Below are 23,465 nucleotides of genomic sequence, written 5' to 3'. Positions count from 1 at the left end.
AATGAAAAAAGGATTTAAACATATTGTTTTATTATTTGTAATTCTAGTCATGGGATGTTCTAAAGATGCAAGTATTGAAGAAGAAGTGATTGAAAAAAAGATATTTATCACTATTACCTCTAATACAAGTAATGCTTCAGAACCTCAAACGCATAGTAGCTTCACGATTAGATTATCAGAAAGTTTAGATACAGATGTTACGGTATTTTATACCGTAGAAGGAAATGCAACAAATGGTCTAGACTACAATGAAATCCCAGAAAAAGCGACAATTGCAACAAATACTTTAAGCACTGAAATTCCTATAACTATAATTAACGATTCTGAATCAGAAGAAATTGAGACAGTAAAAATCACATTAGATCGTGTGGATAGTGAAATCGTAAAACTAGGGACACTTATAACCGCATCAATAAACATTACCAATGAAGCTGAGGAATTTTTGTTATCACCTTCTGAAGCTAGATTTTATGTTGTAAACCCCAATGCAACTCCAGAAACTATAGCCCTTTTTTATCACCTAAATAAAATAGCCAGAACGAGCTTTATTATAGGGCAACAAGATGCTTTTAGTTCTTTTTTTGATGATGCTTCCGGTATTTCAGATATGAAAAAAACCACAGGTAATGACCCTGGTTTATTAGGCTCGGATTTTATGTTTATTACCGATGACATGAATAATGAAACTTCAGGAAACTGGTTTTACAATCAAGAACAAACGATAAAATCAAATGCTATTGAAGCTTACAACAAAGGCATGGTGAATACCTTTTTGTGGCACATGAGAGAACCTTATGAAGGTGATCATTTCTACACAAGTAACATGACCGATTTTCAAAAAACCAATGCTTTTAAAAGTATTTTACCAAGTGGAGAAAACCACGCTTATTATAAATCGAAATTAGATAAAATAGCGAAAGTGTGTAATAGTTTAATTGGTAATGACGGCAAGCTTATACCGATTATATTCAGACCCTTTCATGAGTTTGATGGCAATTGGTTTTGGTGGGGTAAAGATTATTGTACACCCCAAGAATTTATAGATTTATGGCGCTTTACTGTAAATTACCTAAAAAACACTAAAGGTGTTAATAATATGCTTTTTGCTTATGCATCCGACAGGAATTTTAATACCGATGCCGAATATCTAGAACGCTACCCTGGAGATAATTATGTAGATATTTTGGGAATGGATAATTATGGCGATTTTAATCAAGGTGATATGGGGTTAACACAAGTTAATGCTAAATTAAAAATACTTACTTCCCTTGCTAAACAAAAGGTTAAAATAGCAGCGCTCACAGAATCATGCTTTTTTGTAACCCCAGGAACTAATGAGCCCATTGCTGATTTCTATTCTAAGAACTTATATAACTCCATAACTGAGAATGATGTAAAACTAGGTTATATGATGTTCTGGTCTAATATTAAAGAATCGTATTGCGTACCAACACCTAGTCATTCTAATGCAAATGATTTTATTCTGTTTGCAAATAAACCTAATACATTACTCCAAAATGAACTGCCATCACTTTACAAATTACCAAATTAATATGAAATATAGAATCATTTTATTAAACCTATTGACAATATTTCTGTTGTCTAGTTGTAAAAGTACATCTTCAGCTGTTAAATCTAATGCCAACACTTCGAGTTTCATAACCGTAAAAGATTCTCAGTTTTTCCTCAATGGGGAACCTTATTATTTTGTTGGTACAAACTATTGGTATGGCCCACTTTTGGGTGCTAAAAATATTGGTAATCGTGAGCGTTTAATAAGTGAGTTAGATTTACTACAAGATATTGGTATTAATAATTTAAGAATTTTAGTTGGTGCCGAAGGCGATGGTGATGATTATAAAGTATATCCTACTTTACAACCAGAACAGGGTGTTTATAATGAAAACCTGTTAGATGGTTTAGATTTTTTAATGCATGAAATGCGAAAAAGAAACATGTATGCGGTACTCTATCTAAATAATAACTGGATTTGGTCTGGAGGCATGTCAGAATACTTAAAATGGAACGGTTATGGCACCGTACCAAACCCGTTTTTAGAAGAATATTCTTGGGATGATTATATGAGGTACACCATGCAATTTCATAGTTGCGAACCCTGTATGGAAGCCTATTATAAGCACGTAAAATTTATTATTGGAAGAACAAATAGCTATTCTGGTATTAAGTATACCGAAGACAAAACAGTAATGTCTTGGCAAGTGGCTAATGAACCAAGGGTTTTAGTAGAGCCTAGCCACGAAAAAGCATTTGCAGAATGGTTGAACGAGACGGTTAATATTATTGAAACATTAGCGCCAAATCAATTAATTTCTACTGGTGCCGAAGGAAGTCACAGCTATTTGGATGACATAGATATGTTTGAACGGCTTCATACCAATAAAGATATAGATTACTTAACCATGCATATGTGGCCTAAAAATTGGGGCTGGTACGATTCTGATAATGAAAAGGAAACTTTGCAAAAATCTATCGAAAAAGCTTATGAATATATGAATGAACATATTGTTGTAGCGGAAAAACTAAACAAGCCCATAGTGATGTCAGAATTTGGTTTTCCAAGAGCAAAAGAAAGTAATGCCCCATATGCTTCTGTGGAGTACAGAAATATATTTTATGAGGCCATAATAAATAAAGTTTTAGACCATTATAAATCAAATAAAAGTCTAGCAGGTCTTAACTTCTGGGGGTTTGGTGGCTACGGAATAGCTAATCCTAATCATGATAAATGGGAAAAGGGTGATGATTTTACCGGAGATCCCCCACAAGAACCACAAGGACTAAACACCGTTTTTGCTTCCGATTATTCTACTTTAAATATAATCAAAAAAGCGAATTTTGAGATAGCCGAGTAACTTATTGGTATTCTAATTCTACTCTAACTATATCTATTGTATCAGAAGCTTTAAATTTGATATACTTGATTTGTTTGTTAGAGTCAACAAGACTATTACTTATAACATACTTTCTTGGCACTAAATAATCGTAATTATCTTCATTAGATTTGTATTCGTCAACATCAAAACTAATTTCTTGATAATCTATTCCGTTCTCTGAGCTATAAAAAGATACATTGGGTTCTTTGGAAGACTCATAATTAAAAACACGTATTTCTTTAAATGAATTGCGAGCAGGTATAACATAAACACCTTCGGCTTTTTTCTCTCCATGCATTCTAGAAAAAGCTTCTTTATAAGATCTACAATCTCCAGTTTTTATTTCTAAACCTTTCTGCCGCTCTAAAGCCATTAAATTTTTGGCATAATCCACTCGAGTTAGATACTTAATTTCAATAGGGCCAACAACATTAGAAGGCTCAGATTTCCTTGCTTGATTTAATGCCCTAACACGGTAATAATAACTTTGGCCTATAGTAGCACTTTCATCACTATACAAATCAAACCCAGGCGTGTCAACATCATCAATATTATGTTCGATGATGTCCCAAGGACCGTCTTCAGAATGACTTCTTTCTATATCATAACCACTCGCTCCTGCCGATCCTTGCCAGCTGAATTTAGGAGTTTCAGAAAAATCCAAAAGCTTAGGGGGCTTAGGAGCCGTTATATCTGGCACATCTAAATTTCTAATTTCAAAAGACTTTTCTCTATATAATTTTAAAGTTTCGCGCTCTCCGTAAACTTCACCATCTTTAAACCCAGGCCAATGATAAGCTCTGTACAAAACTGTTGCAAAAGGTTCGGTATGATGATAAAAGCCACCACTAGAATCGTGACGTCTCAAACTCCAAATAAGTGCTCCACAAAGAGCTTTTTCATCAATAACATAATCTAAAACTTCCTTAATACCGAAAACGCCAATAAAACCAAATTCTCCGATCATTAAGGGTTTTTTACCATTTACCAAAGCCACGGTTTTCTTCAAATTATCAATCATGAGTATTGAAGAAGGTTCGTAATGATGTGTACTAATAATATCAATAGCTGGTTCGTCTATTGAATATTGCTGTACAAAAGTACTGTGTTTATTACCATCATGTATAGCAAAAAATCCATCCATAAATAAATGGTTTTTATCAATGCTTTTAACATATCTGGCAATTTCAATACCCCATGCTGGTGGGTTTTGCAATTCGTTTCCAGACTCCCAAGCCATGATGGTTTTATCGTCTTTATACTTTATACCGGTAACTGTATTTGTTCTATTTAAAACATATTTAATCGTCTTTTTAAAATCTTTTATCAATTGCTTATCTGTCCAAAATTCATCCTTATTTTTATTTCTAAAATCGGCATAATTAGGACGACCACCCATCCACTCCCAGTTATTAACCAATGGAATAATAAGTCGGATTTTATATTCTCTAGCCAAAGCCAGAACAGTATCCATGGCTTTGAAAGCTTCTTCATTGAACTTACCAGGTCCTTCTACATAGGTGACAGATTCTGCCGGGAAGTTTTTATTTCTAACAGGAATAGTGTATGTTCTTGCAACATTACCCCCAACCAACTTCAAGGTTTCAAATAAATCTCTCAATTCAAATTCTGAAGGAATCCCATAAGGATTTGTTTCTTCAAAGTCCATATTGTCCTCCACATAATTCATTGTGGGAACATTGTAAGAAAGAAATCTAAATGTTTTATCGCCATCTAAAAGTTGATTGCCTTCTACTGTTATAAAATTTTTAAAACCTTGGCTATTAGTCAAAAATGAATTTAAAAACATAATTGACACAAATACGAGATAAAATTTCTTCATAATCTAATTTTTATTCTATACGAGTTGCAGTATATAAGACAAGTTATTAGATAAAGAAGTAATTAAAAAATTAAAGTAAGAAATTGAATAAATAATTTATGAGATTGATAGTATTGTATATAATGTTTGGTTTATATTTCCATTATAAGCATATAGTTGTGAATATTTTACACAGATTAAACAAAGACTGGCGTCGTCATTTTTATGACTTTGACTAGCAATAATTTTTGAAATATTATTCGTTTTATTTTGAGCTATTAACGTCATTGATAATAGAAAACCTAGTAAAATATTGAGTGTGTTTTTATACATTTTATCTGTTTTTAGGAATTAAAACCGTTTAGGGTTGAAGGCGCCTGTTTTTTTAAGTTTACCACAACTTTGAAAAGAATGATAATCTCTAAAATGTTTATAGGAATATATAATATCCACCCGATCAAATTAAAAATAACAGAGACGGTACAACATCCACCTATTATAAGTAACATACCATCATATTTTGCCGCTTTCCCAACATGTTTTTTTAATTTGAGAATAGCTACCCCAGCAACTATGCACAAAACACCAAGTGTAATACTAAAGAAGTAGCCAATAAATGTTCTTTCTACAGATTCTGTAAATATTGAAATGATTTCATAGCTATTTATGAATGCAACTAAAATCATAAAAATAAAAGCAACTAGCTTTAGTAGATGATTTTTGTAAAGCATTCCTATAATGATAAACCCACGCTGATAAAAAATATAAGAGATTGTAGAAATAATTTTTACTAAAATGAAAAAGGGGGTACTAAAAATTATTCTATTCTGGTTATAAAGAAAATAATCGGATGCCATTTCTAAAAAGCCAATTACAAAACAAATGATTGCAGATATTCCGGCAATGTTAAGTTCTTTGATAAAAAAATCGGATGATTTGGCGGTAACAGAATCATTAAGCAAAAAACGCTCTATCCATTCATTTGCCAAGTCGATAAAAGTGTGTTTTTTATTTACAATTTCACTAAACTCACTATCTAGGGCTGCTGCAACAGCTTTTAATGTGTGGCTTCTTGGTGTGACCTCCCCTGCTTCAATTCTTTGAATCGTCCTTACGCTGATATTACATTTCTCTACAAGCTCTTCCTGTGTCAAGCCTTTTGCTATACGTAATTCTAAAATTTTCTTGCCTAGTTCTGGTTGTTTCATTGTTTAGAAATTTAAAATCGTTAGCAATTTTACTTTCAAAAATTCAGTAGTTCAAAAAATCAAGCTGGTATTCACCCGACATTTACCCGACACTCAACACAACTAATTCAAAATCAATAAATTAGACCAAATACATTAGTCAATCTTGATTTGAATTTAGTTTACCATAATACACCAAATCAATTATTTCCCCAGAAGTGGTCTTGTAGTCTTTCCTTATAACGCCTTCCTTTTGAAACCCACATTTTTCGGCAACTTTTTGCATGGAGATATTTTTTGTATGGGTTCTTAAAAACAATTTTGCAAAATGATATTTATTAAAAGCATACTCACAAAATAGTTTTAGAGCTTTTGTCATAATTCCTTTTCCTGAGTAATCTTTATCAATATATAAGCCTAATTCTCCTTTTGGGATATTCCAATCTATATGTTTCACATCAATAAAGCCTATAAACTTAGTAGTCTTTTCCTCTATAACAACATGCGGGAGGTAATTGTCTCCTTCCATTCTTTCCTTCATTTTGGACAGGAATACTTTAGTGTCTTCAATAGTAGTCGTTTCTAAAACTGTATCCGTAAATACCTCTCTCAGTCTGTCCCTGTTATTTTCTAGAAGTTGGAAATAGTTGTGTACATCGTTACTATTTAATTTTCTGATAGAATAATTATCAAATTCCATGATTTACTTTTTTACAATATCATTTTTTTTAAGATTTACTCCTTTATACCCTTCAATAAAACTGATTTTTTCTGAAATTAATCCAGTAGGCGTAGCTTTTAGAACATTGAAATGTAAATGAGGTATCGTTGTAAAACCCGTCATTCCGCTTATAGCAATGGGTTGACCAATTTTAACTGTATCTCCTACTTTTACTAAGCTTCCGTTGGTTTTTAAATGAACATATTGGGTATACAAATTACTTTTAGGGTGGTAAAGCGTTACGAAATTTGCGTAATCCATCCATTCTCTATTTCCATATCCCGAGTACTTATCTAATACTCCAACCACATACCCATTGTCACTGGCACAAATTGTATCACCAATTTTCAAATTAAAATCTATGGCATAATATGAATATCTTCGGGTATGCGAAAACTTACCTTTGTAGCCCTGAATAATGGTATACTCAGAATTATTTTTAAAAGGCAATGCAATGGGGTATTTATTTATTTGCAAGGAAGGATTCCCTAATACGTTTTTTAAATTAATTTTATCTCCGTTGTTCTTGAAATTTAAAACAATTATACTGTCCTGTAAAGGTCTTAGGGTTATCGTGTCTAACGATTTTAAGATATTTTTTAAGGTTTTACTTTTTGTACTTAAAAAATACGTTAATGGTGCATTAATTGGGTTGTTCAATTTTATTACAACTGAATCTTTTAAATATTCTATTTTACTGTTATGATAAAAGGAATAGGCTTTCTTTTGGGGTAAACTTTTTTGATTACAGCTTAGTATTGTTAGAACCAGATAAAAACACATCCATATATTTTTCCTAGTACTCATAATTCTATTTCGGTTGATTTATAATCCATTCTTTTATGTCTTTTAAAACTACAGGAGAAAACGTTTGTTCAATTTTTGCGTACTCTTTAATTAAACCTGTTTGGCATTCTTGGAATAAATGGTTTAACTCTGGGTAAATTTTTGTAATTACCTGTTTGTTGCCCCCTTTTAATAAGGCTTGTTTAATAGCCTCAATGTTTTCTATTGGAGGAACCTGTAAATCTTTCCCTCCGTTAAGTGCTAAGACAGGACATTTTACATTTTCTAAATCATCTATTGGATTATATTTTAAAAAGTATTTCATCCAGGGGCTCAAGAATTGTGCGAGACTATTTTTTTTATGAGCTCTTAGAAGTTCCTTTTTGTCTTCTTCATTTGCTTTTATATAGCGATTGGTTTGCTTAAAGCTTTTTTCAATTATTGTAGATAAATTTGTTTTTAGTTCGTTATCATTTTTTGAATTTATAATCAATTCATAGGCTTCACTATTGCTTTGGGTTATTTTGCTTATTTTAGATTGCGGCATGCCTCCAGCTTTAAAAATCACTTGTTGTTGTAACAACAATATATCTTTTCCGGACATACCTGTTCCAGCCAATAGCACTATAAAACTAACATCTTTCGATTTTGAAGCTACCATAGGGGCAATCATGCCTCCTTCGCTGTGACCAATTAATCCAATTTTGTTTTTGTTTATTTCTTTTCTTGCTTTTAAATAAGCAACAGCACTTTCTACATCGGTTGCAAAATCTGCCGACGTAGCTTTTGGGAAAACACCCTCAGATTTCCCCACTCCCCGGTCATCATATCGTAATACAGCAATACCATTTCTTGTTAAATAATCAGCTATCACAAGAAATGGCTTATGCCTCATTATTTCTTCATCTCTATTTTGTGGTCCACTACCTGAAATTAAAATTGCAACCGGAAAAACACCTTCTTTCTTTGGTAATGACAATGTCCCACATAATGAAATATTAGCCGTTGGATTGGTAAAAGTTACTTCTTCTGTGTAATAAGGGTATGGTTCTATTGGGTTTTGAGGTCTTTTAACAGACTTCTTCTTTGCTGTTTTTTTTGATAGGGTTAGAGGAATTTCATACCCATTTTGTTTAAAAACCCCTTTAAATTTTTCACTATTGAATTCACCTTGATAGTTAATACCTACATTGGATATTTTAATAATTAGTTTGGAATTGTTAAAGCTAATATGACTAACCGGTATACCCTTTGCTCCTTGATCTGGACTATCCATAGTAGCAGTATATCCTTTGTCATTTTTAGAAATATTGAATATTACTCTAAGTTGCACCTCATTTATATCAAGAATTCCGTTCCATTTTCCTTCTATATTTTGACTGTAAGTTGATAATACAGTGAGTAATGCTATAGTAATTATAAGCAACGATTTTTTCATATTTGTTTTGTTGTTATTTTCATATTGTAATTGTTAATATGTCACTATAGTATGGTTTTAGTTACAATGCCTGTTTTGTTATATTTAATCCCAATCTGACTGTTCTAACTCAAAAAGGTCATCTACTTTCATTTTAAAAACAAATACAATTTTCATTGCCAATGCAGTTGATGGAACAAAACGCCCCTTTTCAATAGCATGTATAGTTTACCTAGTTACGTTTACTTTATCAGCTAGAGCAGACTGAGATAAGTTATATCTGGCACGTTCTACTTTTATAAGGTTTTTCATTCTCTATAAGGTTATGTAAAAGTCATAGCAAATATTGTAAATAACACACCATATAAAAGCGAAATTTTATCCAGAGAAAAGCATCTGATTTTTTCATGATTTATAGATTTTTGTAGTTTATTTTTATACAAATGTAAATTATAGTTTACATTTTGATAATAATAGTTTTCAAAAAGATCATTTATAAACTATTCTCTTATCTAATTTCTCAGCTCTTCAATATCTGAAAGTAAATCATTTATTCTTTTTAAAATATTGCCATAGCCTAATTTTAAATCCCATAGATATATGCTTTTACCTAAATAGGATAAGGCTATTGCTACAACAAAAACTACGAGTAGTATGCAAAGTGGAAAACCAAAAACCAAAGCAATATTAGGATAATATTCTGATAATAAATACACCACCCGTTTTCCTATTATTGTCCCATTTAAATCAAAATACCAATACCCTAAAAACATGGATATAAACATATATGGGTATAAAACTCTTGCTAGCATACTATTTACAGATGTTTTATGATCCATCCATGTTTTTACCTTTTTTAAGTAATGGTAGCATGTTTTCGTATTGTCTATTTGATTTAATTTATTGGCGAACGTCTTATCTATTAAAACCATAACATTTAAAATGACGAACATAGGAATACCCATAAAAGGCATGCCAATTAACAATGTAAAAACCAACAAAATAATTGATGCTAATGAAAGTAACATCATATTTTTATTAAACATGCGCTTGTATTTTTCGACTAAGCTAATTGACTTTTTTTCATATAAATTATTAAGTTTTGGAACTATTAAAGCTTCTTTATTTAGAAAACCTTGTTCCCAAATTGATTCAATTGATTTTTCCATCTAATATTTTTTTTAATCGTTTTTTGATTCTATTAATTCTTGTGCCTATATTATTGTGATTTGTATCAATAATTTCTGCTATCTCTTGATATGATTTTTTTTCTAAATAGAGTAAAACAACCGCCCTGTCAATTTCTGACAATTGCTTGATTGCCTTAAAAAGAAGCTCCAAAGACTTATCTGTAAATTCTTGATTACTATCTTCAATAACTTCTATTGGTACATCTGAAGAAAAATTATTTGTAGTTACTTTTTTCTTTTTAGTTAGTGTTAAACACACATTTAAGGATAACCTATAGATCCAGGTGGACCATTTTGACTGTCCTAAAAACTTATTTCTACTCTTCCAAATTTGCAAGCACACTTCTTGATAGTAGTCTTCAAAATCTTCTTGAGTATCTGTGTACGCCCTGCATATTTTAATAATAATTCCTGCATTGGGCAATATCACTGATGTATAAAAATCGTTACTCACGTTTGCTTTTTGTTGATTAGTGGTAAGATTTACAAATAATCACACCTACCCTAGAAATTTAATAAATATCCACCATTAGAAGTGGTGGCCCTGATTAAACTCTAAAAGAATTTATTAGTTTTTGCCGTCATTCACTTTCTAACGCTCTGGTTTAGAATTGTAATACTTGCCTAAAAAACAAACTACATACGCAAATTCGAAGTATAAGTTTCATTATTAACATTTAAAACTCTGACAGTTTAACTTTAATTTTTGTTTTCCTTGACTCTATAATCCAAGCAGGAATTCGTATTTCAATACGTTTTAATCCTTCAATTTGCTTGTCTAATTTTAATGGGGAAGGGTAAAGGGATATTATAGACACAGTTATATTTGGATGCGATATATTTTCAAGTCTCAATTTCTTACCTCCTTGACTAAGAATGGCGCCTTCCTTAACAATTTTGACGTTGGCAGTTGTCATCATTTGCCACGTTATTAATTTTGTACTATCTGAAACTTCTAAATCATCTTCAATTAATAACGAAGTCGTACTTTCTTTTAGAAATCGCCTATGTGCTTTTTTAATGTTTTTTCCAAAAACAGAGCTCAAATCAAAACTAGCCTCTGGCTTATCTCCTTCCTTAAAATTAATTAAAGGAGCAAAAGCATTATTCAAAAATAATTCATTATTAATAGTCAGAGTACTATGCCCAAAGTTATTTTTCGTTAGTAATGTCCACCGATCACCATCTTGTGCATTGGACCAAAGATTAAAACCCTCTTTTTCCAATTCATGATATCCTTGAACGCCCGGATCTATAGACCAACGTATGCCATTTAATTCAAATACAAAAGAACCCGCGTCCATATTACCATGGCTTATGCTTGCTCTCCCCCCTTTGCAACCCAAATAAAATTGATTCTTATCTTCTGCATGAGATTTAAAAATAGCTATAGGGTTTTTACCATCTCCTTTCCAAGCCGTTGGAATACCCTTGAAAAATCGCTTCTTATATTTGGCTAACCATAACATAGCAATACCATCAAATCGCGAAAGTTTATCCATTTTGTCAAAAGGCTGTAAAAAACTTTTTTTCTTGAAAAAAGCTTCATTTCCTGATTTCATTGCAAACCAGGCAAGACTAGAATTGCCATTAGCATTTTGTTCATCTTTACAATCTGAAAAGTTAAAGTAGAAACCCGAAGGACATTCACTTAGCAGTCTAAACTTGGCACTCTCCTTAAAACCAGGCACATCATAACTCCCAAAATCGGTACCAAAAGCGCTCTGAAAAATACTATTTGTTGTTACCGAGTAGGCTGTTGCATAATCCCAATAGGTTGCTCCCTCTGGATAATTACCATCAGGACCATAAGTAGCTAAAGCATTTGGGAGACCATCCAGTACTCTGTGGATAGTTTTAACTCCTAGTTCTGGGTTTTCATCAGCAATGGCAATTGATGCTGCAACTAACCCACCTGCACATACTTGATTCCAATTGGTATTACCATAAGCAATTCCCCATTTTTTATTTTTTTTGGGCCACGATTTAAGAATTGCCTTTTCCAACAATGCTTTTTTAGCTAATTGTATGGTAGATTCTGGCAAATTATCTTGCGTCCAATCAATAGCAATAGCAACCCCAAGAGCCATTTCTGCTACATCTAAAAAATGTGAAGGATTCCAATTGACAAAATTGCACACAGTTAATAATTCGTCATTAATACGAGCTAACGATTTTTCATCATTCTCCATCAAATAAACAAATCCTAGCATATTCATGCGGTATAATAATTCTCGAGATACATCCAACAAGCGCCTACCCTCTATAATATATTCTAAAAGTGGCTCTTTATAAATGGCATCTGCATTCAATTTAATAGCAGCATACATATTTTGAAGAACAGAATCTGTTTTTATTTTTTTTCTCACATGTTTAACACTTTCCTTTGTATAAACTAAACGGGGAAGGCTTTTTCTAAGTTTTTTTTGAAAATATCGTGTAGACATAGGATTGTCGAGAATAGGAAGGCTTTCCTGACCGCCAACAAAGGAAGACATTATCAATGCCACGGTAACTATTGATAAATTTAAAAGTGTTTTTAATTTCATTGTCAAGCTGCTATTTTATATACAAACACTCCTTACTATTTATTTTTCTGAAAGAATTTATAAACCTCTGTCCCTGCAGCTAAAAATGCTCCAGATCCATATACCTCAGTATAATCCTTAAAACTCTCACCTGGTGCTGCTCCAACGGGTTGCACATATCCTAACATACCTTTATTATCAACACAGGACACTATGGCTTTCCATGCTTTCATCATCACTGGTTGGTATACATTTTTATCTAGAATACCGTTATTAATACCCCAAGCGAGTCCAAAAGTAAAAAATGCAGTACCACTTGTTTCCATTTTTGGATAGTCTTTCTCGTCTCCTAAAAGACTAGCAGACCAAGAACCATCCACACGTTGTTCTTTTTTTAATGTTTCAGCCATTTCTTTAAAAACAGTTATATAGAAATCTCTATGCTCCCAATCTTTTGGCAAATCTGGAATCATGAGGGCTAAGCCAGCAAACACCCAACCATTTCCTCTTGCCCAAAACGTTTTCTCACCATTATTTTCTCTAGTTTTAAAATAACTTTTGTCTCTAAAGAAAAGCTGTTCTTTTTTATCCCAAAGAATGTCATAAGTCATATGATATTGTTTATCCATGAATTCTAAATATTTAGAATCCTTAGTAACTTTTGAAAGTCTTGCCCAAACAGGCGGGGCCATAAACAAAGCATCACACCAATGCCAATGCCATTTATTAACTCTTTCGCTTTTTAAAATAGAATCAAAACGCATTTGCAAGGGGCTTATCATTTGCTCTTCTTTGTACTTTTCATAAAGATTTAAATAAAACTGACCTACTGCATGGTCATCAGCATGATACATGCGTTTATATAAATTCCAACCATTTTTATTTCCAATATCCTTTAACCATTTACAATATTTTGGATTATCGGTTATTGTACTAAACTGATAAACACCTGCATATAAGGCTCCGCAATGCCACTCCAAATCGTGATAACGATCTCGGTGATGCCATTTTTCTCGATTTGCTTCAGATGGTAGGGCACGATATTTCCCCATATCTTCAAAAGTTTTAATTTGCCAATCTGCTACTTTTTGAGTAATTGTTTTTACTTTTTCTGTCTTTGCTGTTCTACACTGCACAGAGAGCACAACGATAAGTAATACTCCTAAATTAACACCCTTTATTTTGTTCATTCTTTATTAATTTAACTGATTACAAGTTATTTCTTCTTAATCTAGTAAATTGCTTCAGTTTTATTTTCATTTTTATTATAGGTAGTTCATTTCTACATTTACACTTAACACTATGAGCTAAATGTTTTTCATAACTGAAATATTGGGATTTATACCAAATAAACTTCAAAATGATTGATTATAAATTCGTTTGGTATTACATAAAAATACACGGGAAAAAATTTCCCGTGCACTAACTAAAAACTACTTAAATAAAAATAACTAAACTTTTTTATTTAACAAAGTCATCAATAATTAGACTCCATACTTTTACAGTATTATTGGCTGCAGTAACTTCATACTGGATAGTACTTAAACTAAAATCACCAACTTTGCCTAATACAGGTGCATTACCTATAGGTTTCATACTAGCAGCAGTTGTAAGATCTGCAAAACCAACAATATTTGAAAGCGTTACATCTGCTCTAACTGAATCTGGAAAATCATCATCAGATGCCGGTACTGTAATTGTACAATTTACTGTATTTGATATAGTATCTATTGTTATCGTTCTATTTAAGGATTGCACCTTCAATTTACTAAACTCACTAGAGTTATCTATCCAACGGTATTCAAATCTAAAATCTATAATATCAGCATTTTCAAAGGTTGGTAGTTCATCAAGATCCGAGGTTAAGCATGAGGTTAATAGTAGGCCTAAAACGATGATTGGTATGTATTTTATTAATTTATTCATAATTTAAAAGTTTTATATTTTGGATTACCACTCAGGGTTCTGGTCTAGTTTATTATTCAACTGTCTCTCATTTTCTGGTACAGGAAAAAGATATCTTCTTGCAGAAAAATTCATTCTGTTTCTATTGGCATATCCATTTGGGATTTCAATAAGTTCAAACGACATGCCGTCCTCTGAAATTTCAAAAGCTTTCTTATTAGTATTTAACTCGGAAATAATTGTACCTCCATCTTCTTTTCCCCAACGCAACAATGACCAATACCGATCATTTTCAAAGAATAAATCAACTCTGCGCTCAATTTTAAAATATTTCCATACATCTGATATATCAGTACCTATTGCCAGTGGTGGCAAGCCGCCATGAGCAGTTCTTGTTCTATTCATATATTCAATAGCAACATCGGGTTGATTAAGGCGCAACATAGCTTCTGCATAGTTTAAATATGCGCGACCAAGCCTGAATACAACAATATGATATGGTGTGTTAACGGGAGCTCTTAACTGTACTTCTTCATACAACCCCTTTCTTTGATTAAATCCAGATGCTGTCATGCCCCATTTTGAACCTGTATTGGCATTCCAATGTAAATTACCGCCTTTACGATAGGTTACCAACTGACCAAAATACATCGATGAATCTCTCACAATTGAAGCTTCTAAACGCTTATCTCTATTTTTAAAAAGCATCTTTGAAACATATCCACCATTTGTCATATAATCTTGATAATATGACGTTTCATTCCATTTCTTTGCGACATTATCTTCATCTACAACTAAATAATCTTCAACTAATGACCAAGTTGGTTGCATACGACTCCATCCGGAAAAACCTTGACTTAGTTGAGGTGTCGCATTAGTATCTAGCCTACTGAGAGCCAAATTAGGCACAATACGCTGCATAATGGTTTCTCTAAAACGTGTATTATCAATATGCTGATAATATCCCAAAATAATCTCATTAGAATTTAAGCCTCCATCGTAATTATTAAAAATGTTCGCATAATCGTTATCTAATTGGTATACTCCTAAATTAAATAAATCTTCACCAGCTTCCTTAGATATTTGGTAATACTCCTCTTTATTGCTTTCAATATATGCACCGCCATGTAATGCAACTTCTGCTTTAAGGGCTAAAGCAGCACCCTTGGTTAACATTCCTGCTTCCCCATTCAATGGCAAGCCGTTGGCTGCAATAGTTAAATCATTTAAAATAAAATCATACGTTTCTTTAACGGTTGAAGAACGACCTAGAACTAAGTCATCTTCTGGAGTAAGCACTTTATCTATAATAATATATTTACCAAAAAACCGTGCTTGACGTGCATAGACCATAGCACGGATCATGTGTCCTTGAGCAATAAAAAGAGTCTTTTGATTTTCAGTAAATATCGTTGATTCAGTTACTTTTTCAATAATTAAATTAGCTTGTCTTATTACAGAGAACTGATCCCAACCTGCATCAAAAAACCGATCGTAGCCATCTGTATTAATATTTCCTCCTCCTCCAGTTCTAATCTGGTTGTCTGTATGTAAATCATTTGCAGAATACAAAGTGGAACTTGCTGGCACACTCAAAAATGCTCTTATAGCATCATTTTGTGCATCATAAATAAACCCTTGAGCAAGAGCTGGATCTCCCCAAACATTTTCTTCTGAATACCTGTTTAAAGGTTTCGTTTCAAGTATATCTTCACAGGCACCGAACATGGAAGATATTATCAATAATAGTAATAAGCTTTTTATATTTTTCATAATATTTTTCAATTAAAATTCAACATTTAACCCCAAAGTATATGTCCGTTGAATTGGATATGTGCTACCTGTTACGTTACCATCAAAATTGTTTGATCTTGCTGTCCATGATTCAGGGTCAAAATAATCGTTCACATCAGAAATTGTAAATAAATTAGTTCCAGTTAGTGAAAGCCTAAGCCCTGAAATACCTTTTAAATTTTTCAAAACACCTTTTTTGAAATCGTAACCTATCTGTAAATTTTTTACTCTAACATATTTAGCATTGAACAACTTATGATCTGAATCTAAACCATTAGGATTATCAAAAACCGTAGATATTCTTTGAAATCTTGCATTAGGGTTTTCTGGACTCCAATAATCCAATTGGTATTCCAATAAAAGTTCTTTTGGAATCTCACTTCTCAGCCCTAAATCTATATAACGATCTCCCGTACCTTGAATTAATCCAGAAAATGACCAGGCTTTGTATCTTGTTGAAAAATTAAATCCATAGTTAAGATGAGGAAAAGAAGGCTTACCTATACGTCTTCGATCATCATCATCTATTTTTCCATCACCATTACTATCTATATAACGAAGATCACCTAATTGAATATTACTGTCGTTAGACGGTCTTGGCGTATTTAACAATAAAAACTCATCTTGGTAGTATCCATCCGATAAGTACATTCTTCTAAAAAAGTCCTTCTGATGTGTTTCTCTTACGTAAGGGTTTTTTAAAGAAGCTTCATCCTCATCTACTTTTTTCACCCATATTTGATCAAAATAAGACATATTTCCTCCTATTTCGAAATAAAAATCTTCTGTTAATTTCTTTTTATACCGCAAACTAAATTCCCATCCTGCTCTACGCTGTTCTGAATCTGACTTTATTTGTGGCAAATTTTTTCCTAATGGTGCCGAATACCTATCCTCTGGGCTTACTAAAAAGCCCGTAGTATTATACAAGAAATAATCTATACTTCCTTCTAGTTCATAATTTAAAGAACTAAAATCTAAACCAATATTATTTGATTTTCTAGTAAACCAAGTCAATTCATTTGGACTCACTAAATTACCTTCAGAGTATCCATTTATTAAAGTGTTCCCAATATTTATAACATTGGGTTCAAGGCTATATGTTGATAAGTAACCAAATCTATTTACCCCCTGTACAATACCTGTTTCACCAAATGAAAATCTAAATTTAAGATTGTTTAAAATATTTTTCTCACTTAGCGACTCCATAAATTTTTCATTAGAAATAACCCATGCACCTCCAATAGCAGGAAAAAACCCCCATTTTTTCCCAGAGGCAAAATTGTCATTTCCGTCGTAACGCCCACTAAATTCTAAAATATAAGTTGAATCATAATCATATTTAACACGTCCTACTACTCCAGCAAAAGCATTTTCACTAGCGGAACCTGAATTATTTTGCCCTTCAGAAGGTCCCGCAAACAATTGATCTACGGCACTAGACTCATAATTAATTCTTGAAGCCGAAAAATTCTCATTAACGCCTTCACGCTGCACATAAACAGCAGTCGCATCAATACCATGATGCATACCAAACGTACTTTTATATGACAAACTAGCCTCTAAATCTAATATACTATTATACCTAGCAGATTGATTTAAAGACGGTGGCAAGGAGTTAGCCACATCTCCCGCTGGATTATATCTTGGGACTGTTAAACTCCATGTTTTATTAAATTCATCTGATTCTCTATAACTGCCCATTACTCCCGCTGTTAAACCTTCTACTCCTGGGACTTCCCATTTTATATTTAACTGAGTATTTATATATTTATCTCGTTCTCTTACATACCCTGACCCTCTGTCTGCACGTGCCAATGGATTAGATCCAGCAGCATATGTTCCATCAGGATTAAAAACAGGCTCTAATGGTGAAGTAAGATAACTTATCTGACGGAAAATAGTATTTCCCCCTATAGATGGGTTTCTCTCTTTTTGTAAACTAGCATCAATATTTAAACTAACATTTAGTCCTAAATTTTCAAATGTTGTACTTATATTGCTTCGTATATTATATCGTTCTAAAGTAATTGCATTAGATTTTAAAATCCCATCCTGATCCAAATAACCAAGCGACAAAAAATAGTTCGTTCTATCCCCCCCTCCATTTAAAGAAATATTATGCCTTCGCATAGCCGTATAGTCTCTAAATGCCAATTCTTGCCAATCTGTATTTGGGTATCTGACTTGGTCTTCGCCGCTTCTTATAATATTTATTTCCTCTTGTGTAAAAATAGGATCTATGCCATCATACCTTGCTGCATCATTATTCAACTGAGCAAACTGCAGCGAATTCATCTTTTTAGGTAATACCGTAGGTTCACTCAATTGATAATTCGTGGAATATCTTAGTTTTAGTTTATTATTTGCCCCCCGTTTTGTTTTTACCAATATTATACCATCACCTGCACGAGTACCATAAACTGCTGTTGACACCGCATCTTTTAAAAATGATATTGACTCAATATCTTCCGGATTGATAGTAGCAAACGTAAATTCATCCCTAATAACGCCATCAATTACAAAAAGAGGGGTTTCTCCTCCTCGAATAGAAATTCGTGGAATATCTCCCGGTGCTCCACCTTGTCTGTTAACAACTAAACCTGATACCTGGCCTTGCAATGCTTCAGATGCATTATTAAAAGGAGTCTGCTCTAATCTTTCACCCTTTACACTAGTAACTGCACCTACAGCTTTTGCTTTTGTAGTTGTTCCAAAACCTATAATTACGACTTCTTCCAGTTCTGAAGCATTTTCTTTTAATATAATAGATAAGTTTGTCTGTTGATTTACCGAAACTTCCTGAGTTAAGAACCCTATATAAGAAACAACCAACACAACATCCTCTGAGTTAACTTCTAAAGAAAATTTACCATCAAAATCAGTCTGTGTTCCATTTTGTGTCCCCTTCACAATAACAGAGGCTCCTGGTAAAGGTGCTCCTTTGTCATCTGTTACCAAACCACTCAATTGTAACTGTAAGTTGCTATTTAATGTCTGAATTAGCTGTTTGTTAACTATCGATTGGGGTTTTCTTTTAACTACTACGGTTTTGTTTTCTGTGAATTCGTAAGTAAAATTAATTGGAGAAAGGCAGTCTTCCAATAATGTTTTCGTCTTAACCAATCCTTTTTTCAAAAAAAGCTTGGGGGCATTTTTAACTAAATCATGCCTATAAATGAACTTATATTTCGTTTGTCTGTTTATTAATTTAAAGACCTGTTTGACAGTCAATGTCTTTTCCTTTTCTATTGTAATATATGCATTTTGCGAATGCCCCTTTTTTGGCCCAAGGGCGAACACAAAAGTACAACACAAAAAGATAAATAATTTCATAATAATCTTTAGAAACATCTTTCCATAATTGGAGTGTCTCCTAGTTGATTTAAATTCCATAAATTTGCTTTGGTTTAGTTAAACATTGTTTTAATTAATCTGCTGGAAAAAGGCTTTTACTGTCCAAGGTGCTAGCCTTTTCCTTTTTTATCTTATTATTATTGTTTTTCTGTTAATTTCAAATTCCACTTCTCCTTCGCTTGTCGTTTCAATAAGTTTCAGAATATCAGTAAATGATTTTGTTCTTTCCAATACCCCTGTAAAAACAAAATTCTTTCGTTTGGCTGATTCAAAAACAACTTCAACATCATACCATCTTGATATTACTTTCATCATTTCCCCTAAAGATTCTTCATTAAAAGTAAACATTCCATCTATCCAAGAAATTTCCTGAGACACGTCAACATCCATAACCTCAATTCTATCTAAATTTTGAACAATTCGAGATTGCTGATTTGGTCTTAAAATCTTTTCAATCTTGCCTTTTTTTATCGCAACTTTTCCCTCAACCAACGTTGTTGCAATTTCGTCATCATCATTATAAGCTTTTATATTAAACTCTGTTCCCAGAACATTTATCGTTTGCGCTTTAGTACGTACATTGAAAGAGACTCCATCATGATTTTCACTAGGAGACACCTTTAAATAAGCCTCACCGTAAACAAGTTCTATTTCTCTGATTTCTCCTTTAATAAATTTTACAGGGTATTTCAATTTTGAATCTGAATTCAACCAGACTTCAGTTCCATCAGATAATTGGACAAAAAACTGCCCCCCCCTTGGAATTGTCAAATAATTAAATTGTAATTTTTCCTTTGCTTTATCACTTTTATTTCGAGACGAATAAATAATTTTCTCTCCATTAGCGCTTATAGTTTCTGCCTGAAAACTTTTTCCTTTTTCCAATGCTACTTGATCACCATTTTCCAAAGTAAGTATTGCTTTATTTGAACCTATCTCAATTATATTTGTATTTCCAGACAGGGAAATTTTGTGGTCATTGTTTAATCTAAACATTGATACCCCGATAATTAATAGTACTGTAGCAGCTACAGTCATTCTTTTATAAAGAGTTACTTTTTGCTTTTTCTCAGAATTTTTGATTTTAGTTTCTATAGACTTTTTCGCCTTTTTCAAATTATATTCTGCCATGCATAACGCGATTATATATTCTGTTTGAACGAAATGATTAAATATTGGAACATTTTTAGCATTTTTTAACCAAGTATTTAATTTTTCTAGTTCCTTATAATTTGCTTCTCTATTGAGAAATTTAATTATTATTTTATGTTTTTTTGAACTCCCCATTATTACCTATTACGTATATTTTTTTATTACCCCTCTACTTTTTATTCATTTTTTTTTAGATTTGTTCATTAATGCAGTACTTATTCTGAGAATTTCTCAATATATATATATGATGTTTGAAAACAATTTTTTTTTAGCAAAAAAATTAAGTTTAGGTGATAATAAAGCCTTTGATTTTTTAGTAAGTTCTTTTTATCAAAAACTTTGTACTTATGCATATACATTGATTAACGATCATGGGAAAGCTGAGGATATTGTTCAAAATGTATTTGCAAAAACTTGGGTTCACAGAAAAAAAATCAATCCAAATTTTTCAATTAAAAGCTATTTATATAAATCTACATATAATGAATTTATTGACCTATATCGAAAAAATCAACCAGTAGTTTATTTGGAGAAGAAATATCTCGAAGCCATAGACCTAATAGTAGAAAATGAGGGTAAAAATTTGAACGAGCTAATGGAATTGGTTAATTATGAAATTGACAATCTACCTAAAAAATGCAAACAAATATTTCTATTAAATAAAAAAGAAGGGCTTACTCATATAGAAATTTCAAATTACCTTGGTGTTTCAATTAAAACTGTTGAAGGTCATATTACAAGAGCTTTTAAAACACTGAGAGAAAAACTGGGTTCCAAAGCAGAGACCCTGCTTTTTTTACTATTTGATTTTGAACAAATAAATTTTTCCCAGTATACTACAAAAAATAAAGTTAATTAGCACTAAATCTATTCTTAATTTAAACCAAATGTTGACCTAATTGTTAATCGAATTAAACTATATTAATTTGGACTTTCAATAAAAAATCGGACAATTAACACTTTTTAGATTCCAAAAGTGTGAACCGAATTAAACCATATCAATTCAATTCTTATTATAGTCTAAAAACCAAAAAGCCTTGTCAATCACATGATTGACAAGGCTTTAGTTTGCATTAATATTTGTCGGGGTGGCAGACTTAACCACCACTATATATATCACTGTTATACAGTATTTTATTTTGTTTTTCAAATCGTGAACACCTATTTGTACATTACATTATTCTTGTATAAGTTTTTTTATTTTTTCATTTAAAGTCTTTCCATATTGTCTACTCAATTGATACATTTTTTCACGTACAATTGGCTTTGGTTTGTAAATAAATTTACCAGTATCATTGACTGATGCTACCATATCGTTAGCCTTAAAGATATTATCTATTTCGTTTAAAGGATAATGCTCTTGCAAGATTGATTTTATACTGATTAAATAAGTACTATAATTTATTTTTGACTTTATTGTTTGCCACTTTGATACACTTACCCCATTACTTTCACTTGCGAGTTTGTCTATATAATTATTTATAAATTCTTTTATTTGGCTTTCTATTTCCATTTTTTGCATTAGTTGATCATATTTATCTTGTGCGGATATTGTAGTTGTTAACAGTATCATTATTGCTATAAGCATTGTTTTCATACGTTTTGTGTTTATGTTATTATTTTCAGATGTAAAAGTTACTGATATGGGAAGTGCGTATTATAGTATTACTAGCTCATTCTCCTATAACTTCTTCAACTACTATTGGTTCTTGGTGTTCGGAAACATCCACATCTGTAATGACAGTTGGTGCTTTATAGCTAGAGTATGTAGAAAATAATATCTCTAAAACTTCCGCTACAGTCATTTCATTTTTTTGCTTTTGTTCACTTTCTATATAAGTAACAAATGTTTTACTGTTGGGTTATTTAATAGAATTTCCAAAGCTCTATCTTCATTAGCTGGAACACCATAACCGAAATAATAACACAACCCTAAAAAATATCTTGCTATTGGGGCTTCACTACGTTCAAACCAATAAACTGCCTTTTGATAATTTTGAGACACCCCAAACCTTTTGTAATACATATAAATAAGCGGCTCTTTGACTTCCGTTTTCTGTTGCTTTAGTAAACCACTCTATTGCTTGTATAAAATTAATGCTACAACTTGTACCGTATTTATATAATCTTCCTAAGTTATATTATGCGTTTACATAGCCTTTACTAGTAGTATTAGAATATGTAAAAATGCTTTTGCATTATCTATGGACACACCGATACCCTTTAAATACAGTGCCCCCCTTCATTAACATCGACTACTCATCTCCATCTGTTAATCCTTTTAAATTGTTATACCAATGTAAGATGAATTTGACTATTCCTTTATAAAACCAATTAATTTACTACTCTTATCTCCTAAAAAATCTAGATACAACTCTCCTTCTCCAATTCCGTTAATTTCATATTCATAAACATCATTTGCATCGTTAATATTAATTAATTTAAGAAAGTCTAAAATAAGCTTATTATTTGCTGAATTTTCAGTATGAGTGGTATAAAAATAAATCGTAGTAATCTGACCATCCATATAGTTATAACATTTTCCATCTTCTTTAAACTCCCATTTCCATTCAGGGGTTTCCGTATTAATCCATATACCTATTAATGATTCTGGAGGTCGAACTGATAATTCCTTGTTTTTGAAACTAAAACCAATTAATAAAAAAATAATCAGTAGAACATTAGTATAATTTTTTCGCAATCTTCTCATAA

The 23,465-nt window shown here is 32.1% G+C and carries 20 protein-coding genes; 3 read left to right on the top strand and 17 right to left on the bottom strand.

Annotation, left to right across the window (positions count from 1 at the left end):
• The first annotated feature begins 1 nt into the window (after position 1).
• Both Q4Q34_RS15295 and Q4Q34_RS15290 read left to right on the top strand, forming a co-directional pair.
• Positions 2 to 1,552, top strand: a complete 1,551-nt coding sequence (locus Q4Q34_RS15295) for a glycosyl hydrolase (RefSeq protein ID WP_303315401.1) — start codon at positions 2 to 4, stop codon at positions 1,550 to 1,552.
• 1 nt (position 1,553) lies between these two features.
• Entirely contained in the window at positions 1,554 to 2,873 is a 1,320-nt protein-coding gene (locus Q4Q34_RS15290; protein WP_303315403.1) for a glycoside hydrolase 5 family protein, read from the top strand.
• A gap of 1 nt (position 2,874) precedes the next feature.
• On the opposite strand, the gene Q4Q34_RS15285 is transcribed toward Q4Q34_RS15290, so the two are convergent.
• The 13 genes from Q4Q34_RS15285 to Q4Q34_RS15225 form a co-directional block, all read right to left on the bottom strand.
• Positions 2,875 to 4,737 carry a glycoside hydrolase 5 family protein gene (locus tag Q4Q34_RS15285; protein WP_303315405.1) on the bottom strand — a complete coding sequence of 621 codons (1,863 nt, stop codon included), beginning with the start codon at positions 4,735 to 4,737 and terminating at the stop codon, positions 2,875 to 2,877.
• A 323-nt stretch (positions 4,738 to 5,060) separates the two neighbouring features.
• Positions 5,061 to 5,924 (bottom strand): helix-turn-helix domain-containing protein, encoded by an 864-nt coding sequence (locus Q4Q34_RS15280; protein ID WP_303315407.1) that lies wholly within the window; start codon positions 5,922 to 5,924, stop codon positions 5,061 to 5,063.
• Positions 5,925 to 6,063: 139 nt separating this feature from the next.
• Positions 6,064 to 6,603, bottom strand: coding sequence for a GNAT family N-acetyltransferase (locus Q4Q34_RS15275; protein WP_303315409.1), 540 nt, complete (start codon positions 6,601 to 6,603; stop codon positions 6,064 to 6,066).
• A 3-nt stretch (positions 6,604 to 6,606) separates the two neighbouring features.
• Positions 6,607 to 7,431 carry a M23 family metallopeptidase gene (locus tag Q4Q34_RS15270; protein WP_303315411.1) on the bottom strand — a complete coding sequence of 275 codons (825 nt, stop codon included), beginning with the start codon at positions 7,429 to 7,431 and terminating at the stop codon, positions 6,607 to 6,609.
• A gap of 4 nt (positions 7,432 to 7,435) precedes the next feature.
• Positions 7,436 to 8,848 (bottom strand): alpha/beta hydrolase family protein, encoded by a 1,413-nt coding sequence (locus Q4Q34_RS15265; RefSeq protein ID WP_303315413.1) that lies wholly within the window; start codon positions 8,846 to 8,848, stop codon positions 7,436 to 7,438.
• Between the two features lie 491 nt (positions 8,849 to 9,339).
• Positions 9,340 to 9,996 (bottom strand): hypothetical protein, encoded by a 657-nt coding sequence (locus tag Q4Q34_RS15260; RefSeq protein WP_303315416.1) that lies wholly within the window; start codon positions 9,994 to 9,996, stop codon positions 9,340 to 9,342.
• On the bottom strand, positions 9,980 to 10,471 hold the full coding sequence (locus Q4Q34_RS15255; RefSeq protein WP_303315418.1) for an RNA polymerase sigma factor: 492 nt from the start codon (positions 10,469 to 10,471) through the stop codon (positions 9,980 to 9,982). Before Q4Q34_RS15255 ends, Q4Q34_RS15260 begins: the two co-directional genes overlap by 17 nt.
• A 223-nt stretch (positions 10,472 to 10,694) precedes the next feature.
• A complete protein-coding gene (locus Q4Q34_RS15250; protein ID WP_303315420.1) occupies positions 10,695 to 12,566 on the bottom strand; it encodes a heparinase II/III domain-containing protein in 1,872 nt (623 codons plus the stop codon).
• A gap of 35 nt (positions 12,567 to 12,601) precedes the next feature.
• Positions 12,602 to 13,735, bottom strand: coding sequence for a glycoside hydrolase family 88/105 protein (locus Q4Q34_RS15245; RefSeq protein WP_303315422.1), 1,134 nt, complete (start codon positions 13,733 to 13,735; stop codon positions 12,602 to 12,604).
• A gap of 271 nt (positions 13,736 to 14,006) precedes the next feature.
• Positions 14,007 to 14,471 (bottom strand): DUF5018-related domain-containing protein, encoded by a 465-nt coding sequence (locus Q4Q34_RS15240; protein ID WP_303315424.1) that lies wholly within the window; start codon positions 14,469 to 14,471, stop codon positions 14,007 to 14,009.
• A 24-nt stretch (positions 14,472 to 14,495) separates the two neighbouring features.
• Positions 14,496 to 16,223 carry a RagB/SusD family nutrient uptake outer membrane protein gene (locus tag Q4Q34_RS15235; protein WP_303315426.1) on the bottom strand — a complete coding sequence of 576 codons (1,728 nt, stop codon included), beginning with the start codon at positions 16,221 to 16,223 and terminating at the stop codon, positions 14,496 to 14,498.
• Between the two features lie 12 nt (positions 16,224 to 16,235).
• Positions 16,236 to 19,349, bottom strand: a complete 3,114-nt coding sequence (locus Q4Q34_RS15230) for a SusC/RagA family TonB-linked outer membrane protein (protein WP_330444548.1) — start codon at positions 19,347 to 19,349, stop codon at positions 16,236 to 16,238.
• 378 nt (positions 19,350 to 19,727) lie between these two features.
• The gene (locus tag Q4Q34_RS15225) at positions 19,728 to 20,888 is read right to left on the bottom strand and encodes a FecR family protein (protein WP_303315430.1); all 1,161 of its coding nucleotides are present in this window, start codon (positions 20,886 to 20,888) and stop codon (positions 19,728 to 19,730) included.
• Positions 20,889 to 20,997: 109 nt separating this feature from the next.
• Between Q4Q34_RS15225 and Q4Q34_RS15220 the strand changes: the two genes are divergently transcribed.
• Entirely contained in the window at positions 20,998 to 21,612 is a 615-nt protein-coding gene (locus tag Q4Q34_RS15220; protein ID WP_303315432.1) for an RNA polymerase sigma factor, read from the top strand.
• A 318-nt stretch (positions 21,613 to 21,930) separates the two neighbouring features.
• Here Q4Q34_RS15220 and Q4Q34_RS15215 read toward each other — a convergent pair whose 3' ends face one another.
• The 4 genes from Q4Q34_RS15215 to Q4Q34_RS15200 form a co-directional block, all read right to left on the bottom strand.
• On the bottom strand, positions 21,931 to 22,350 hold the full coding sequence (locus Q4Q34_RS15215) for a hypothetical protein (protein WP_303315434.1): 420 nt from the start codon (positions 22,348 to 22,350) through the stop codon (positions 21,931 to 21,933).
• Between the two features lie 76 nt (positions 22,351 to 22,426).
• Complete coding sequence (locus Q4Q34_RS15210; protein WP_303315435.1) at positions 22,427 to 22,558, bottom strand: hypothetical protein; 132 nt, start codon at positions 22,556 to 22,558, stop codon at positions 22,427 to 22,429.
• A gap of 26 nt (positions 22,559 to 22,584) precedes the next feature.
• Positions 22,585 to 22,779, bottom strand: coding sequence for an SEL1-like repeat protein (locus Q4Q34_RS15205; protein ID WP_303315436.1), 195 nt, complete (start codon positions 22,777 to 22,779; stop codon positions 22,585 to 22,587).
• 288 nt (positions 22,780 to 23,067) lie between these two features.
• Positions 23,068 to 23,463: a hypothetical protein gene (locus tag Q4Q34_RS15200; protein ID WP_303315437.1), complete on the bottom strand. Its 396-nt coding sequence runs from the start codon at positions 23,461 to 23,463 to the stop codon at positions 23,068 to 23,070.
• Positions 23,464 to 23,465: the final 2 nt, after the last annotated feature.

It is taken from the genome of Flavivirga abyssicola (assembly GCF_030540775.2).
GTDB lineage: Bacteria > Bacteroidota > Bacteroidia > Flavobacteriales > Flavobacteriaceae > Flavivirga > Flavivirga abyssicola.
The sequence above is the reverse complement of the archived record's forward strand: the minus strand, read 5'-3'. Positions and strand labels throughout refer to the sequence as shown.

Bases quoted from the DNA above. Each gene is read 5' to 3' on its own strand.
- Q4Q34_RS15205 (WP_303315436.1), bottom strand. From the start codon at position 22,779: ATGTATTACAAAAGGTTTGGGGTGTCTCAAAATTATCAAAAGGCAGTT.
- Q4Q34_RS15250 (WP_303315420.1), bottom strand. From the start codon at position 12,566: ATGAAATTAAAAACACTTTTAAATTTATCAATAGTTACCGTGGCATTG.
- Q4Q34_RS15245 (WP_303315422.1), bottom strand. From the start codon at position 13,735: ATGAACAAAATAAAGGGTGTTAATTTAGGAGTATTACTTATCGTTGTG.
- Q4Q34_RS15280 (WP_303315407.1), bottom strand. From the start codon at position 5,924: ATGAAACAACCAGAACTAGGCAAGAAAATTTTAGAATTACGTATAGCA.
- Q4Q34_RS15215 (WP_303315434.1), bottom strand. From the start codon at position 22,350: ATGAAAACAATGCTTATAGCAATAATGATACTGTTAACAACTACAATA.
- Q4Q34_RS15200 (WP_303315437.1), bottom strand. From the start codon at position 23,463: ATGAGAAGATTGCGAAAAAATTATACTAATGTTCTACTGATTATTTTT.
- Q4Q34_RS15210 (WP_303315435.1), bottom strand. From the start codon at position 22,558: ATGACTGTAGCGGAAGTTTTAGAGATATTATTTTCTACATACTCTAGC.
- Q4Q34_RS15220 (WP_303315432.1), top strand. From the start codon at position 20,998: ATGATGTTTGAAAACAATTTTTTTTTAGCAAAAAAATTAAGTTTAGGT.
- Q4Q34_RS15295 (WP_303315401.1), top strand. From the start codon at position 2: ATGAAAAAAGGATTTAAACATATTGTTTTATTATTTGTAATTCTAGTC.
- Q4Q34_RS15235 (WP_303315426.1), bottom strand. From the start codon at position 16,223: ATGAAAAATATAAAAAGCTTATTACTATTATTGATAATATCTTCCATG.
- Q4Q34_RS15225 (WP_303315430.1), bottom strand. From the start codon at position 20,888: ATGGGGAGTTCAAAAAAACATAAAATAATAATTAAATTTCTCAATAGA.
- Q4Q34_RS15270 (WP_303315411.1), bottom strand. From the start codon at position 7,431: ATGAGTACTAGGAAAAATATATGGATGTGTTTTTATCTGGTTCTAACA.
- Q4Q34_RS15240 (WP_303315424.1), bottom strand. From the start codon at position 14,471: ATGAATAAATTAATAAAATACATACCAATCATCGTTTTAGGCCTACTA.
- Q4Q34_RS15290 (WP_303315403.1), top strand. From the start codon at position 1,554: ATGAAATATAGAATCATTTTATTAAACCTATTGACAATATTTCTGTTG.
- Q4Q34_RS15260 (WP_303315416.1), bottom strand. From the start codon at position 9,996: ATGGAAAAATCAATTGAATCAATTTGGGAACAAGGTTTTCTAAATAAA.
- Q4Q34_RS15275 (WP_303315409.1), bottom strand. From the start codon at position 6,603: ATGGAATTTGATAATTATTCTATCAGAAAATTAAATAGTAACGATGTA.
- Q4Q34_RS15265 (WP_303315413.1), bottom strand. From the start codon at position 8,848: ATGAAAAAATCGTTGCTTATAATTACTATAGCATTACTCACTGTATTA.
- Q4Q34_RS15285 (WP_303315405.1), bottom strand. From the start codon at position 4,737: ATGAAGAAATTTTATCTCGTATTTGTGTCAATTATGTTTTTAAATTCA.